Here is a 15,958-nt window from a genome sequence, read left to right on the forward strand (position 1 = left end):
ATAGCTTCATACGCATGAGGGAAATTTTCTTTCCAGTACCAGGTGGTATCGCCGCAAAACCACGGCGCGGCAGTAATATTATTAAGCTGAGAATGGAATTGTTTTAGATCCCTACGAAAGGCTTCAACCATATGATTAAAGTGTTGAGGGTGTGACGCGTAGTCACTGGTCATTAAGTCAAATTCGCCTTGCATCCAGCATACGCCGAGGAATTTGTTATGCGGATTTTTTGCCAGTGCGGCTCGCGTTCTGCTGACTAAATCCTGGTAGAGCGGGGTATCCGTTCCCCAACGACAAGCATCATGGCTGGCTCCGTGCCGTTCTGAATATGTCCCCTCGCTGCCCGCGGTAAAAGCCGATCCGCCACGGCAACACGGGACGATGAGAATCCCTGCATTATCAGGAATGAAGGGCAGTAATTTCCGTGCAATATGCAGTGCCTGGCCAACGGTGCCGTACTGTGTTTGATGATTCGTTGCCAGAGGATGGTGATAACCCTGCATATCCTGAACATCGTGTGGGCAGTGAGTCAGTGGAATAATGTCGTTAAAGTGACATGGCGGGCCTCCGGGATGCGTATGCGTAAATCTCGCTAATTGTTTGATTCTGGGATGAGGCGCATCTTCCCTGTCCGGTAATGGCAGTCCTTCGCCATACGCCATGGCATTAGACTGACCAGCAACGGTAAGAACATAGTAATAATTGGGCGATATTATTGCGTTCATATAATTTTCGCGTAATTGAAATGACAAATTGATAGCAGGGCCCTTTACCGGGGCCCTGAAGCGTTAGTTTTGTACTGTGACTTTATTATCCTTCACAGAGATCAAAACTGAATCCGTCACCGCTTTGCCGCCTGCAGATTCACCGCCAATAATCAATAGACTATTATTCCAGGGCAATGATACTCCGTAGGCCCGACCTTGCGATAATTCACCCGATTTATCCCATTTCCCGTTATGCCAAAGATGAATATCAGTGCTATATGATTTTTTCAGGCCTTCATGCGCATAGTTCTTACCGTTCTGGTAATTTTCTCGTGAACCTTTGAATCCGGCCCCTCCGGCAAATATAAGAGAATCATTGCTTATCCCCGCAAAACCGCCAGCGACGCCATCTGGTGATGAGACGGGAGCAAGCCTATTCCATTTTAAATTATCACCGGTGAAATCAAGTTCAAATACGGCATCCGTTCGCAATCCGGGTTTGGCTTCGCCATTAATAAGCCAGGTTTTATCACCTTTATTCACAACCGCCGCACCAGCCGTTCCGTACCAGGGAGATTCGCCAGCGTAACTCCATTGCTGGGTTGAGGGATCAAAAGACAACAGAAACTTATTGAAGAAATAATCTTCTGCTTTTTTGTCAAAATAGTGAGCGTTGATTTTATCTATAGCGGTTGAATCTTTTCCAGCCTCGTTGAGATCTTCAAAATAGCCATTGAAGATATTCTGGTTAACACCGCCAGTAACATAAGCTTTGCCGTTGTGTACAAAAGTCACATGGCCCGCCATGCCCATTGGCGCGTGCGACATCAATTTAACCCAGCTATTGGTTTTGGGGTTGTATTTGTGTACGTCATTAAATACCTGAGTCAAGCCCTTGCTATTTTTGCCAATGCCGCCAAACACATACAGATCACCATCAATAAATGCCGAGGTTGCTTGATCTCTTGGTCCACCAGGGAATGCAGCTAACGCTGTCCATTTTTTATCTTTGGCCTGTGTATCCAGCTTGTACCATGCCGTACCTGCGCTACCTAAACCAATGTAGACAGTGTCGTTATCAATTGCTCCGGTACCACTTTTAAATGGCACAGGAGTTTCCGGTAATACAGACGCGTTTGCGGCAAATGAAGCCATCATGATAGCAAGCGCCGTTATTGTTTTATTCATTGTGACTGTCTCCTGTCTACTACAGTTTAAATGACACACCAATGCGATAACTGTTTTCCGATAAATTATCTCTGCCGTTGTAAACACCCTGACGGTCAAGGTAGTCATATTCTATGTATGGCGTAATATCGGGCGTCATATGGTATTGTAGAACAAATGCATTTTCCGTCGCCCATTTCTTATGGTTTGCATAGCGATAATCGTTCTGTTTGCTGTATAGCGTCGTTTGCCATGCGAAGGTGAAATCACTATTAATATGGTAAGTGACATATCCATCCCAACGATGAACGTTATCACGAGACATATCACCGGATAAGTCTTGTTGTCGGTAAGCTTTCCAGTCGTAACGATAGCGAATGCCAAAATTAAGATCTTTTGTCGCGTCCCAGGACAGTTTTACGTAGGGTCCGTAACGTGTGCCGTTGCTGCTAAAATGCGTTAACATTCCCGGGCGTACCGTCCATTGATCATCAAGTTTAATTGCGTAATTAACTTCAACCTGAACATCATTGAGTGCGGCATTTTCCTTTTTATTATCATGAATGGTATTCCAGGTATTACTTTCCATGCTTGCCCACCATCCATTTTGCCATCCCTCACTGACTTTGAGTCGAGTCTCATAGGCGTGGCTTCCACTACGATATCCACCACGTACGTCCAGTGTCGCAGCCTGAGAAATTAATGGGGACGAAAAGCACAGTAATAATACGCCAGAAAGTATTTTAGCCTTTTTCATAAATTTCACTCATTTGTAGGATACAGAAAGCAATACAAAGCCCGCATAAACAATTAGCATTTATGTTGTGTAATATTTTTTGCCAGGCTTATAGTGTCTTTGGCAACGGGTAGCTGTATTTTATATTTTTTGTATAATGTCTCCTGTGAAAAATCTCTTTCCACATTATTTAAATAAACAGAGAGCCAGATTAAATACCTGAGTATAAAATCTCTGCTGATGTTTAATTGATTTGAATTTTCGTAAGCTATATCGCTTACTCAATCCATTTTACCCAGAGTCATAAAATAGAGTGTCTGTTGATCTCATTTTCATATTCCTTTCAGACTGAAGTGCGTTTTCATCACCCGATGAGAAAGAACTGAAGTGATGTTTGCCATAGATTGCGAGATGCCCAGTTTCATTGACTATCGTGGTGCACCTTTATACCTGTTATACCAGATCAAAAATCACGCAATCCATACAACAAAACCAGATTTGCAATTCGTGTCACAAAATATGTCGATCTTTTTCTAAGAGGCAGATGCCATGTGAAGCCAGACGAACACTTGCGGTGGTCTTCAAAAACTAAAGATTTTCTTTTAACTATATGTTTTATAAATAATTTATTTAGAATCTAAACAAAGAAAGCTTTGCAAGCTAACTCAGTGAGCTTGGTGAAAATAAGTGTTTACCCGCCATCAGGCTGAGCATAATTCTCATCATGAAATATGTTTCTTGGTTTGTGGCTTGTAACTGGTCACTCCTGATGTCGATCTGGAGAGGCTTGTTGATGCTGGTGTTTTCAGGATGATGTTTCAATTAGTTTGTTTGCCATATCGCCCGGCGAGTAGCTGTGATTGAGGAGGGTTTAAGTCGTAGTGACCAAAGCCATATTTACCAACGGATGTAGATGAAAAAGCGTCGCCTGCGTTCCCCCATATCTCCAGGATAAAAAGGAATGTAACAATCTCATGACCTAAACTGACGAACCAGCCAGGAATAATCGCTAGGGACCTAAGAATTAGCTTGATAATAGCCACTAAGAAATTACTGCGTTCCATGAAATAGCCATTTTGTGGTAAATGGAGTTGACTAATAATGTTATATGTGAGACGGCTAGTTGAACGAATATTAAATTTTGCTGAATTTTTTATGTTGATTTTACTTGTTACAGAACATATCACATGATATATAGATAAGATTAGTTGCATTAATGATGAGGGTTATTATTAGATTCGTATCCGATTGATAAATATATAAAGGTACATAGCATGCAAGAGCATGGCGTTTGTATGGCAAAGTTATTATAAGTAACTATCGCTACTCCATTTAAGTTCACTCAGAAGAACTGGTCCACTTACGTTAGTTATTAAGCAAACGTTCGCTTTTATAAACATAATCAGGATAAAAATGTTGGATTATTGCTAACCCAGCACAGCTAGTGCGCGTCTGTAATTCTAAGGGAAAAACGATGAAGAATAAGGCTGATAACAAAAAAAGGAACTTCCTGACCCATAGTGAAATCGAATCACTCCTTAAAGCAGCAAATACCGGGCCTCATGCAGCACGTAATTATTGTCTGACTTTGCTTTGTTTTATTCATGGTTTCCGGGCGAGTGAAATTTGTCGATTGAGGATTTCGGATATTGATCTTAAGGCAAAGTGTATATATATCCATCGATTAAAAAAAGGCTTTTCAACAACGCATCCGCTATTGAACAAAGAAGTTCAGGCTTTAAAAAACTGGTTGAGTATCCGTACTTCGTACCCGCATGCTGAGAGCGAGTGGGTATTTTTATCTCGTAAGGGAAATCCGCTTTCTCGGCAACAGTTTTACCATATTATCTCGACTTCCGGTGGTAATGCCGGGTTGTCACTGGAGATTCATCCGCACATGTTACGCCATTCGTGTGGTTTTGCTTTGGCGAATATGGGAATAGATACGCGACTTATCCAGGATTATCTTGGGCATCGCAATATTCGTCATACTGTCTGGTATACCGCCAGCAATGCAGGGCGTTTTTACGGCATCTGGGATAGAGCCAGAGGACGACAGCGTCACGCTGTTTTATAGAGATAGTTGAGATACCAGGGATGGTGTTTAAAACTACATTATTCTTACGATATATCAAAAATGATTAACCATTTATTAATTGATGTTATTGTAAGTGTGATTCTTAATTATCATAATAAACATTAAGTTAACCATATCCATACAAAATACAATGGTTTATGTTCTTCAAAATAAATAAACAAAATCATTCATAAATTTACACATCACTTAAATTCTCCTGTTTCCGCACTTTTTTCTTTATTTTTTAAGCAACTGGAAGTTAATCCACTGCAATCTATTGTTATATTGAATCAAATCAATGAAAATAGATGTTGTCACATCAGTGATATTTTATTTTTGTATGATATTTAATGTAATTGACTGATAGCCACATCACTCCGTGTGTGGTTATCTTTTTATCTATTGGGCTAATTTTGACCGATTGAGGTTTCCTATAGGTATTCATTCAAATATATCTCAGTTAGGAGTACTACTATTGTGAGTAAACGTCGTTATCTTACCGGTAAAGAAGTTCAGGCCATGATGCAGGCGGTTTGTTACGGGGCAACGGGAGCCAGAGATTATTGTCTTATTCTGTTGGCATATCGGCATGGGATGCGTATTAGTGAACTGCTTGATCTGCATTATCAGGACCTTGACCTTAATGAAGGTAGAATAAATATTCGCCGACTGAAGAACGGATTTTCTACCGTTCACCCGTTACGTTTTGATGAGCGTGAAGCCGTGGAACGATGGACCCAGGAACGTGCTAACTGGAAAGGCGCTGACCGGACTGACGCTATATTTATTTCTCGCCGCGGGAGTCGGCTTTCTCGCCAGCAGGCCTATCGCATTATTCGCGATGCCGGTATTGAAGCTGGAACCGTAACGCAGACTCATCCTCATATGTTAAGGCATGCTTGCGGTTATGAACTGGCGGAGCGTGGTGCCGATACCCGTTTAATTCAGGATTATCTCGGGCATCGAAATATTCGCCATACTGTGCGTTATACCGCCAGTAATGCTGCTCGTTTTGCCGGATTATGGGAAAGAAATAATCTCATAAACGAAAAATTAAAAAGAGAAGAAGTTTAATTTAACTTATTGATAATAAAGTTAAAAAGCAAATAAATACAAGACAATTGGGGCCAAACTGTCCATATCATAAATAAGTTACGTATTTTTTCTCAAGCATAAAAATATTAAAAAACAACAAAAAGCATCTAACTGTTTGATATGTAAATTATTTCTCTTGTAAATTAATTTCACATCACCTCCGCTATATGTAAAGCTAACGTTTCTGTGGCTCGACGCATCTTCCTCATTCTTCTCTCCAAAAACCACCTCATGCAATATAAAAATCTATAAATAAAGATAACAATAGAATATTAAGCCAACAAATAAACTGAAAAAGTTTGTCCGCGATGCTTTCCTCTATGAGTCAAAATGGCCCCAAATGTTTCATCTTTTGGGGGAAAACTGTGCAGTGTTGGCAGTCAAACTCGTTGACAAAACAAAGTGTACAGAACGACTGCCCATGTCGATTTAGAAATAGTTTTTTGAAAGGAAAGCAGCATGAAAATTAAAACTCTGGCAATCGTTGTTCTGTCGGCTCTGTCCCTCAGTTCTACAGCGGCTCTGGCCGCTGCCACGACGGTAAATGGTGGGACCGTTCACTTTAAAGGGGAAGTTGTTAACGCCGCTTGCGCAGTTGATGCAGGCTCTGTTGATCAAACCGTTCAGTTAGGACAGGTTCGTACCGCATCGCTGGCACAGGAAGGAGCGACCAGTTCTGCTGTCGGTTTTAACATTCAGCTGAATGATTGCGATACCAATGTTGCATCTAAAGCCGCTGTTGCCTTTTTAGGTACGGCGATTGATGCGGGTCATACCAACGTTCTGGCTCTGCAGAGTTCAGCTGCGGGTAGCGCAACAAACGTTGGTGTGCAGATCCTGGACAGAACGGGTGCTGCGCTGGCGCTGGACGGTGCGACATTTAGTTCAGAAACAACCCTGAATAACGGAACCAACACCATTCCGTTCCAGGCGCGTTATTTTGCAACCGGTGCCGCAACCCCGGGTGCTGCTAATGCGGATGCGACCTTCAAGGTTCAGTATCAATAACCTACCCAGGTTCAGGGACGTCATTACGGGCAGGGATGCCCACCCTTGTGCGATAAAAATAACGATGAAAAGGAAGAGATTATTTCTATTAGCGTCGTTGCTGCCAATGTTTGCTCTGGCCGGAAATAAATGGAACACCACGCTGCCCGGCGGAAATATGCAATTTCAGGGCGTCATTATTGCGGAAACTTGCCGGATTGAAGCCGGTGATAAACAAATGACGGTCAATATGGGGCAAATCAGCAGTAACCGGTTTCATGCGGTAGGGGAAGATAGCGCACCGGTGCCTTTTGTTATTCATTTACAGGAATGTAGCACGGTGGTGAGTGAACGTGTGGGTGTGGCGTTTCACGGTGTCGCGGATGGTAAAAATCCGGATGTGCTTTCCGTGGGAGAGGGGCCAGGGATTGCCACCAATATTGGCGTAGCGTTGTTTGATGATGAAGGAAACCTCGTACCGATTAATCGTCCTCCAGCAAACTGGAAACGGCTTTACTCAGGCTCTACTTCGCTACATTTCATCGCCAAATATCGTGCTACCGGGCGTCGGGTTACTGGCGGCATCGCCAATGCCCAGGCCTGGTTCTCTTTAACCTATCAGTAATTGTTCAGCAGATAATGTGATAACAGGAACAGGACAGTGAGTAATAAAAACGTCAATGTAAGGAAATCGCAGGAAATAACATTCTGCTTGCTGGCAGGTATCCTGATATTCATGGCAATGATGGTTGCCGGACGCGCTGAAGCGGGAGTGGCCTTAGGTGCGACTCGCGTAATTTATCCGGCAGGGCAAAAACAAGTGCAACTTGCCGTGACAAATAATGATGAAAATAGCACCTATTTAATTCAATCATGGGTGGAAAATGCCGATGGTGTAAAGGATGGTCGTTTTATCGTGACGCCTCCTCTGTTTGCGATGAAGGGAAAAAGAGAGAATACCTTGCGTATTCTTGATGCAACAAATAACCAATTGCCACAGGACCGGGAAAGTTTATTCTGGATGAACGTTAAAGCGATTCCGTCAATGGATAAATCAAAATTGACTGAGAATACGCTACAGCTCGCAATTATCAGCCGCATTAAACTGTACTATCGTCCGGCTAAATTAGCGTTGCCACCCGATCAGGCCGCAGAAAAATTAAGATTTCGTCGTAGCGCGAATTCTCTGACGCTGATTAACCCGACACCCTATTACCTGACGGTAACAGAGTTGAATGCCGGAGCCCGGGTTCTTGAAAATGCCTTGGTGCCTCCAATGGGCGAAAGCACGGTTAAATTGCCTTCTGATGCGGGAAGCAATATTACTTACCGAACAATAAATGATTATGGCGCACTTACCCCCAAAATGACGGGCGTAATGGAATAACGCAGGGGGAATTTTTCGCCTGAATAAAAAGAATTGACTGCCGGGTGATTTTAAACCGGAGGAATAATGTCATATCTGAATTTAAGACTTTACCAGCGAAACACACAATGCTTGCATATTCGTAAGCATCGTTTGGCTGGTTTTTTTGTCCGGCTCTTTGTCGCCTGTGCTTTTGCCGCACAGGCACCTTTGTCATCTGCCGAACTCTATTTTAACCCGCGTTTTTTAGCGGATGATCCCCAGGCTGTGGCTGATTTATCGCGTTTTGAAAATGGGCAAGAATTACCGCCAGGGACGTATCGTGTCGATATCTATTTGAATAATGGTTATATGGCAACGCGTGATGTCACATTTAATACGGGCGACAGTGAACAAGGGATTGTTCCCTGCCTGACACGCGCGCAGCTTGCCAGTATGGGGCTGAATACGGCTTCTGTCTCCGGTATGAATCTGCTGGCGGATGATGCCTGCGTGCCATTAACCTCAATGATCCATGACGCTACTGCGCATTTAGATGTTGGTCAGCAGCGACTCAACCTGACGATCCCTCAGGCATTTATGAGTAATCGCGCGCGTGGTTATATTCCTCCTGAGTTATGGGATCCCGGTATTAATGCCGGATTGCTCAATTATAATTTCAGCGGAAATAGTGTACAGAATCGGATTGGGGGTAACAGCCATTATGCATATTTAAACCTACAGAGTGGGTTAAATATTGGTGCGTGGCGTTTACGCGACAATACCACCTGGAGTTATAACAGTAGCGACAGATCATCAGGTAGCAAAAATAAATGGCAGCATATCAATACCTGGCTTGAGCGAGACATAATACCGTTACGTTCCCGGCTGACGCTGGGTGATGGTTATACTCAGGGCGATATTTTCGATGGTATTAACTTTCGCGGCGTACAATTGGCCTCAGATGACAATATGTTACCCGATAGCCAAAGAGGATTTGCCCCGGTGATCCACGGTATTGCTCGTGGTACTGCACAGGTCACTATTAAACAAAATGGGTATGACATTTATAATAGTACGGTGCCACCGGGGCCTTTTACCATCAACGATATCTATGCCGCAGGTAATAGTGGTGACTTGCAGGTAACGATCAAAGAGGCTGACGGCAGCACGCAGATTTTTACCGTACCCTATTCGTCAGTCCCGCTTTTGCAACGTGAAGGGCATACTCGTTATTCCATTACGGCAGGAGAATACCGTAGTGGAAATGCGCAGCAGGAAAAACCCCGCTTTTTCCAGAGTACATTACTCCACGGCCTTCCGGCTGGCTGGACAATATATGGTGGAACGCAACTGGCGGATCGTTATCGTGCTTTTAATTTCGGTATCGGGAAAAACATGGGGGCACTGGGCGCTCTGTCTGTGGATATGACGCAGGCTAATTCCACACTTCCCGATGACAGTCAGCATGACGGACAATCGGTGCGTTTTCTCTATAACAAATCGCTCAATGAGTCAGGCACGAATATTCAGTTAGTGGGTTACCGTTATTCGACCAGCGGATATTTTAATTTCGCTGATACAACATACAGTCGAATGAATGGCTACAACATCGAAACACAGGACGGAGTTATTCAGGTTAAGCCGAAATTCACCGACTATTACAACCTCGCTTATAACAAACGCGGGAAATTACAACTCACCGTTACTCAGCAACTCGGGCGCTCATCAACACTGTATTTGAGTGGTAGCCATCAAACTTATTGGGGAACGAGTAATGTCGATGAGCAATTCCAGGCTGGATTAAATACTGCGTTCGAAGATATCAACTGGACGCTCAGCTATAGCCTGACGAAAAACGCCTGGCAAAAAGGACGTGATCAGATGTTAGCGCTTAACGTCAATATTCCTTTCAGCCACTGGCTGCGTTCTGACAGTAAATCTCAGTGGCGACATGCCAGTGCCAGCTACAGCATGTCACACGATCTCAACGGTCGAATGACCAATCTGGCTGGTGTATACGGTACGTTGCTGGAAGACAACAACCTCAGCTATAGCGTGCAAACCGGCTATGCCGGGGGAGGCGATGGTAATAGCGGAAGCACAGGCTACGCCACGCTGAATTATCGCGGTGGTTACGGCAATGCCAATATCGGTTACAGCCATAGTGATGATATTAAGCAGCTCTATTACGGAGTCAGCGGTGGGGTACTGGCTCATGCCAATGGCGTAACGCTGGGGCAGCCGTTAAACGATACGGTGGTGCTTGTTAAAGCGCCTGGCGCAAAAGATGCAAAAGTCGAAAACCAGACGGGGGTGCGTACCGACTGGCGTGGTTATGCCGTGCTGCCTTATGCCACTGAATATCGGGAAAATAGAGTGGCGCTGGATACCAATACCCTGGCTGATAACGTCGATTTAGATAACGCGGTCGCTAACGTTGTTCCCACTCGTGGGGCGATCGTGCGAGCAGAGTTTAAAGCGCGCGTTGGGATAAAACTGCTCATGACGCTAACCCACAATAATAAGCCGCTGCCGTTTGGGGCGATGGTGACATCAGAGAGTAGCCAGAGTAGCGGCATTGTTGCGGATAATGGTCAGGTTTACCTCAGCGGAATGCCTTTAGCGGGAAAAGTTCAGGTGAAATGGGGAGAAGAGGAAAATGCTCACTGTATCGCCAATTATCAACTGCCACCAGAGAGTCAGCAGCAGTTATTAACCCAGCTATCAGCTGAATGTCGTTAAGGGGGCGTGATGAGAAACAAACCTTTTTATCTTCTGTGCGCTTTTTTGTGGCTGGCGGTAAGTCGCGTTTTGGCTGCGGATAGCACGATTACTATCCGCGGCTATGTCAGAGATAACGGCTGTAGTGTGGCCGCTGAATCAACCAATTTTACTGTTGATCTGATGGAAAACGCGGCGAAGCAATTTAACAACATTGGCGCAACGACTCCTGTCGTTCCATTTCGTATTTTGCTGTCACCCTGTGGTAACGCCGTTTCTGCCGTAAAGGTTGGGTTTACCGGCGTTGCAGATAGCCACAATGCCAACCTGCTTGCACTTGAAAATACGGTATCAGCGGCTTCGGGACTGGGAATACAGCTTCTGAATGAGCAGCAAAATCAGATACCCCTTAATGCTCCATCGTCCGCGATTTCGTGGACGACCCTGACGCCGGGTAAACCAAATACGTTGAATTTTTACGCCCGGCTAATGGCGACACAGGTGCCTGTCACTGCGGGGCATATCAATGCCACGGCTACCTTCACTCTTGAATATCAGTAACTGGAGATGCTCATGAAATGGTGCAAACGTGGGTATGTATTGGCGGCAATATTGGCGCTCGCAAGTGCGACGATACAGGCAGCCGATGTCACCATCACGGTGAACGGTAAGGTCGTCGCCAAACCGTGCACAGTTTCCACCACCAATGCCACGGTTGATCTCGGCGATCTTTATTCTTTCAGTCTGATGTCTGCCGGGGCGGCATCGGCCTGGCATGATGTTGCGCTTGAGTTGACTAATTGTCCGGTGGGAACGTCGAGGGTCACTGCCAGCTTCAGCGGGGCAGCCGACAGTACCGGATATTATAAAAACCAGGGGACCGCGCAAAACATCCAGTTAGAGCTACAGGATGACAGTGGCAACACATTGAATACTGGCGCAACCAAAACAGTTCAGGTGGATGATTCCTCACAATCAGCGCACTTCCCGTTACAGGTCAGAGCATTGACAGTAAATGGCGGAGCCACTCAGGGAACCATTCAGGCAGTGATTAGCATCACCTATACCTACAGCTGAACCCGAAGAGATGATTGTAATGAAACGAGTTATTACCCTGTTTGCTGTACTGCTGATGGGCTGGTCGGTAAATGCCTGGTCATTCGCCTGTAAAACCGCCAATGGTACAGCTATCCCTATTGGCGGTGGCAGCGCTAATGTTTATGTAAACCTTGCGCCTGCCGTGAATGTGGGGCAAAACCTGGTCGTAGATCTTTCGACGCAAATCTTTTGCCATAACGATTATCCGGAAACCATTACAGACTATGTCACACTGCAACGAGGCTCGGCTTATGGCGGCGTGTTATCTAATTTTTCCGGGACCGTAAAATATAGTGGCAGTAGCTATCCATTTCCGACCACCAGCGAAACGCCGCGCGTTGTTTATAATTCGAGAACGGATAAGCCGTGGCCGGTGGCGCTTTATTTGACGCCTGTGAGCAGTGCGGGCGGGGTGGCGATTAAAGCTGGCTCATTAATTGCCGTGCTTATTTTGCGACAGACCAACAACTATAACAGCGATGATTTCCAGTTTGTGTGGAATATTTACGCCAATAATGATGTGGTGGTGCCTACTGGCGGCTGCGATGTTTCTGCTCGTGATGTCACCGTTACTCTGCCGGACTACCCTGGTTCAGTGCCAATTCCTCTTACCGTTTATTGTGCGAAAAGCCAAAACCTGGGGTATTACCTCTCCGGCACAACCGCAGATGCGGGCAACTCGATTTTCACCAATACCGCGTCGTTTTCACCTGCACAGGGCGTCGGCGTACAGTTGACGCGCAACGGTACGATTATTCCAGCGAATAACACGGTATCGTTAGGAGCAGTAGGGACTTCGGCGGTAAGTCTGGGATTAACGGCAAATTACGCACGTACCGGAGGGCAGGTGACTGCAGGGAATGTGCAATCGATTATTGGCGTGACTTTTGTTTATCAATAAAGAAATCACAGGGCATTGCTAATGCAGGTACGCAATATTACCTGAAGCTAAAAACCTGCACGTTAGCCCTTTGTAGGCCAGATAAGACGCGTTAGCGTCGCATCTGGCATAAACAAAGCGCACTTTGCTGGTCTTTTCCCCTCACCCTAACCCTCTCCCCAGAGGGGCGAGAGGACTGTCTGGGCACATTTTTAGACTTTGTCATCAGTCAGAGCCTGCCATTGGCAGGCTCTGGTGTCCTTTTACGCTACCATGCTAATAATCAGCACAATAATCAGCCCAACCACGGAGTTGACCAGCTCCAGCAGACCCCAGGTTTTCAACGTGTCTTTTACTGACAGGTCAAAGTAACCTTTGAACAACCAGAAAGATGCATCGTTAATGTGGGTGAGGGTGTTGGAACCCGCAGCCGTCGCCAGTACCAGCAGCGCCGGATTCACGCCAACCAGCTGACCAGTTGCTGGATCAAGGATTGCAGCACTTATAATCCCGGCGGCGGTCATCGCCGAAACGACACCCTGACCCGTCGCCAGACGAATTAGCACAGTGATCAGCCATGCCATGATGTAGGGCGAGATATTGCCGTGGGACATCAACATGCCGATGGTGTCGCCAATGCCGGTGTCGATGATAGTCTGCTTCAGCACGCCACCCGCACCGATGATCAGAATCACCATTGCAATACTCTTCACCGCGCTTTCAAAAGCGTTCATCACCCACTGCATGTCATGACCACGTGCGGTGCCAAAGAGTACGAATGCAACCACCATCGCAATAAACATTGCAATCGGCGAGGAACCGATAAAGTTAACCACTTCCCAGGCAGGGGTATCTTTTACCAGCCAGATATTGGCGATGGTGGTAGAGATCATAATGATCGCCGGGATCAGCGGCACCAGAATCGAAACGCCGAAAGAGGGCAGATTATTCATATCTACCGGTTGATCTGCTTTCAGGAATGATGGCGTTGGGCGCTCAAGATTGCCGAGGAACTTCGGCAGGATCAGACCTGCGCAGATTACACTTGGGATCGTCACCAGTACGCCATAGATATAAACCATCCCCATATCCGCGCCATAAGCATTCACCAGCGCCACCGGACCCGGCTGCGGTGGGAACAGTGAATGTGCGGTAGTGGCAGCTGCTACTGCCGGGATCGCCAGTTTCAGGAACGGAATTTTAGCTTCGGCGGCAATAACAATAACCAGCGGCGCTAACATGATAAAGGCCACTTCATAGAACATCGCCAGACCAAAAATCAAGCCGATGATAATCACCGACAGCTGTACATAGCGCAGACCGAGACGCGCCAGCAGCGTATGCGCTATCTGGTGAGCCGCGCCGGAGTCGACCATCAATTTACCGATGACCGCACCGAACACCACGATGATAGCCAGTTCCCCCAGCGTGTTGCCGAAGCCCGCTTTCATAGTGTGCAGCAGCGACATCAAATCCATGCCCGCCAGCATCCCGACGGACAGCGCCGCCACCAACAAAGCCACCATTGAATTGATTTTGAACTTCAAATTCAGTACCAGCATCAGGCCAATGCCGAATACTACCCAGAGAATGTTAAGCACATGCATAACGTTTTACCTTACCTGGTTGAACCGTTGTTATTTTGGGCGACATGTTATGTAAATTGGTCAACCATTGTTGCGATGAATGTCACATCCTCTGATCAATAACCATCGATAACCTTTTGCTGCAATTTGCAGCAACAACCAGGAGAGTAAAATTCTTGTGATGTGGTTAACCAATTTCAGAATTCGGGTTGACATGTCTTACCAAAAGGTAGAACTTATACGCCATCTCATCCGATGCAACGCCACGGCTGCGGTCTGGTTGTTCATCCGGATACCTAAACAACTCCAGGGTTCCGCGTCTCTTTGCTGTGGAACCCACTATGTGAAAGAGGAAAAATCATGGAACAGACCTGGCGCTGGTACGGCCCAAACGATCCGGTTTCTTTAGCTGATGTCCGTCAGGCGGGCGCAACTGGCGTGGTTACCGCGCTGCACCATATCCCGAACGGCGAAGTATGGTCCGTAGAAGAGATCCTCAAACGCAAGGCGATCGTTGAAGACGCAGGCCTGGTGTGGTCTGTCGTAGAAAGCGTACCAATTCACGAAGATATCAAAACCCACACTGGCAACTATGAGCAGTGGATCGCTAACTATCAGCAGACTCTGCGCAACCTGGCGCAGTGTGGCATTCGCACCGTGTGCTACAACTTCATGCCGGTGCTCGACTGGACCCGTACTGACCTCGAATACGTGCTGCCAGACGGCTCCAAAGCTCTGCGCTTCGACCAGATCGAATTCGCTGCATTCGAAATGCATATCCTGAAACGTCCAGGCGCGGAAGCGGATTACACCGAAGAAGAAATTGCTCAGGCTGCTGTTCGCTTCGCCACTATGAGCGACGAAGACAAAGCGCGTCTGACCCGTAACATCATCGCTGGTCTGCCGGGCGCGGAAGAAGGGTACACCCTCGACCAGTTCCGTAAGCACCTGGAGCTGTACAAAGATATCGACAAAGCCAAACTGCGCGAAAACTTTGCCGTCTTCCTGAAAGCGATTATTCCGGTTGCCGAAGAAGTTGGCGTGCGTATGGCTGTTCACCCGGACGATCCGCCGCGCCCGATCCTCGGCCTGCCGCGCATTGTTTCCACCATTGAAGATATGCAGTGGATGGTTGATACCGTAAACAGCATGGCAAACGGTTTTACCATGTGCACCGGTTCCTACGGCGTGCGTGCTGACAACGATCTGGTTGATATGATCAAGCAGTTCGGTCCGCGTATTTACTTCACCCATCTGCGCTCCACCATGCGTGAAGATAACCCGAAAACCTTCCACGAAGCGGCGCACCTGAACGGTGACGTTGATATGTACGAAGTGGTGAAAGCGATTGTTGAAGAAGAACACCGTCGTAAAGCGGAAGGCAAAGAAGACCTGATCCCGATGCGTCCGGACCACGGTCATCAGATGCTGGACGACCTGAAGAAGAAAACCAACCCAGGTTACTCCGCAATTGGTCGTCTGAAAGGCCTGGCCGAAGTTCGCGGTGTCGAACTGGCGATCCAGCGCGCTTTCTTTAGCCGTTAATATCCACCGGC

At 46.5% G+C, this 15,958-nt stretch carries 13 protein-coding genes and 1 pseudogene; 10 read left to right on the forward strand and 4 right to left on the reverse strand.

What is annotated here, in order from left to right; translation table 11 throughout:
* Positions 1-110: 110 nt before the first annotated feature.
* The 3 genes and pseudogenes from FTE26_RS20320 to nanC form a co-directional block, all read right to left on the reverse strand.
* Positions 111-725 (reverse strand): annotated as a pseudogene (locus FTE26_RS20320) (sialate O-acetylesterase); the annotation flags it as partial.
* 63 nt (positions 726-788) lie between these two features.
* Entirely contained in the window at positions 789-1,895 is a 1,107-nt protein-coding gene (nanM, locus tag FTE26_RS14585; protein ID WP_001295733.1) for an N-acetylneuraminate epimerase, read from the reverse strand.
* A 19-nt stretch (positions 1,896-1,914) separates the two neighbouring features.
* Complete coding sequence (nanC, locus tag FTE26_RS14590; RefSeq protein ID WP_001295734.1) at positions 1,915-2,631, reverse strand: N-acetylneuraminic acid outer membrane channel NanC; 717 nt, start codon at positions 2,629-2,631, stop codon at positions 1,915-1,917.
* Positions 2,632-4,084: 1,453 nt separating this feature from the next.
* Here nanC and fimB point away from each other — a divergent pair.
* The 9 genes from fimB to fimH all read left to right on the forward strand — a co-directional run bounded on the left by fimB (position 4,085) and on the right by fimH (position 12,837).
* Complete coding sequence (fimB, locus tag FTE26_RS14595) at positions 4,085-4,687, forward strand: type 1 fimbria switch DNA invertase FimB (protein ID WP_000790583.1); 603 nt, start codon at positions 4,085-4,087, stop codon at positions 4,685-4,687.
* 477 nt (positions 4,688-5,164) lie between these two features.
* Complete coding sequence (fimE, locus tag FTE26_RS14600) at positions 5,165-5,761, forward strand: type 1 fimbria switch DNA invertase FimE (RefSeq protein ID WP_000044711.1); 597 nt, start codon at positions 5,165-5,167, stop codon at positions 5,759-5,761.
* A gap of 480 nt (positions 5,762-6,241) precedes the next feature.
* Positions 6,242-6,790 (forward strand): type 1 fimbrial major subunit FimA, encoded by a 549-nt coding sequence (gene fimA / locus FTE26_RS14605; protein ID WP_000695561.1) that lies wholly within the window; start codon positions 6,242-6,244, stop codon positions 6,788-6,790.
* A gap of 64 nt (positions 6,791-6,854) precedes the next feature.
* Complete coding sequence (locus FTE26_RS14610) at positions 6,855-7,394, forward strand: fimbrial protein (protein ID WP_000824109.1); 540 nt, start codon at positions 6,855-6,857, stop codon at positions 7,392-7,394.
* Between the two features lie 36 nt (positions 7,395-7,430).
* A complete protein-coding gene (gene fimC / locus FTE26_RS14615) occupies positions 7,431-8,156 on the forward strand; it encodes a type 1 fimbria chaperone FimC (RefSeq protein WP_000066540.1) in 726 nt (241 codons plus the stop codon).
* A 66-nt stretch (positions 8,157-8,222) separates the two neighbouring features.
* Positions 8,223-10,859, forward strand: a complete 2,637-nt coding sequence (gene fimD / locus FTE26_RS14620; RefSeq protein WP_000120942.1) for a fimbrial usher FimD — start codon at positions 8,223-8,225, stop codon at positions 10,857-10,859.
* 9 nt (positions 10,860-10,868) lie between these two features.
* The gene (gene fimF / locus FTE26_RS14625) at positions 10,869-11,399 is read left to right on the forward strand and encodes a type 1 fimbria minor subunit FimF (protein WP_001244838.1); all 531 of its coding nucleotides are present in this window, start codon (positions 10,869-10,871) and stop codon (positions 11,397-11,399) included.
* Positions 11,400-11,471: 72 nt separating this feature from the next.
* Positions 11,472-11,915: a fimbrial protein gene (locus FTE26_RS14630; protein ID WP_077897989.1), complete on the forward strand. Its 444-nt coding sequence runs from the start codon at positions 11,472-11,474 to the stop codon at positions 11,913-11,915.
* 19 nt (positions 11,916-11,934) lie between these two features.
* Positions 11,935-12,837, forward strand: a complete 903-nt coding sequence (gene fimH, locus FTE26_RS14635; protein WP_000832227.1) for a type 1 fimbria D-mannose specific adhesin FimH — start codon at positions 11,935-11,937, stop codon at positions 12,835-12,837.
* A 242-nt stretch (positions 12,838-13,079) separates the two neighbouring features.
* Here the strand turns inward: fimH and gntP are convergent, their stop codons facing one another.
* On the reverse strand, positions 13,080-14,423 hold the full coding sequence (gene gntP / locus FTE26_RS14640) for a gluconate permease GntP (protein ID WP_000558251.1): 1,344 nt from the start codon (positions 14,421-14,423) through the stop codon (positions 13,080-13,082).
* A gap of 339 nt (positions 14,424-14,762) precedes the next feature.
* Between gntP and uxuA the strand changes: the two genes are divergently transcribed.
* Complete coding sequence (gene uxuA / locus FTE26_RS14645; protein ID WP_000438591.1) at positions 14,763-15,947, forward strand: mannonate dehydratase; 1,185 nt, start codon at positions 14,763-14,765, stop codon at positions 15,945-15,947.
* The last annotated feature ends 11 nt before the right edge of the window (positions 15,948-15,958 follow it).

Source organism: Escherichia sp. S10b (genome assembly GCF_028421345.1).
In the GTDB taxonomy this organism is placed as follows: Bacteria; Pseudomonadota; Gammaproteobacteria; order Enterobacterales; family Enterobacteriaceae; genus ECMA0423.

Coding starts and splice junctions, on each gene's coding strand:
- fimH (WP_000832227.1), top strand. CDS start 11,935: ATGAAACGAGTTATTACCCTGTTTGCTGTACTGCTGATGGGCTGGTCG.
- uxuA (WP_000438591.1), top strand. CDS start 14,763: ATGGAACAGACCTGGCGCTGGTACGGCCCAAACGATCCGGTTTCTTTA.
- fimA (WP_000695561.1), top strand. CDS start 6,242: ATGAAAATTAAAACTCTGGCAATCGTTGTTCTGTCGGCTCTGTCCCTC.
- fimD (WP_000120942.1), top strand. CDS start 8,223: ATGTCATATCTGAATTTAAGACTTTACCAGCGAAACACACAATGCTTG.
- gntP (WP_000558251.1), bottom strand. CDS start 14,423: ATGCATGTGCTTAACATTCTCTGGGTAGTATTCGGCATTGGCCTGATG.
- nanC (WP_001295734.1), bottom strand. CDS start 2,631: ATGAAAAAGGCTAAAATACTTTCTGGCGTATTATTACTGTGCTTTTCG.
- FTE26_RS14610 (WP_000824109.1), top strand. CDS start 6,855: ATGAAAAGGAAGAGATTATTTCTATTAGCGTCGTTGCTGCCAATGTTT.
- fimF (WP_001244838.1), top strand. CDS start 10,869: ATGAGAAACAAACCTTTTTATCTTCTGTGCGCTTTTTTGTGGCTGGCG.
- fimB (WP_000790583.1), top strand. CDS start 4,085: ATGAAGAATAAGGCTGATAACAAAAAAAGGAACTTCCTGACCCATAGT.
- nanM (WP_001295733.1), bottom strand. CDS start 1,895: ATGAATAAAACAATAACGGCGCTTGCTATCATGATGGCTTCATTTGCC.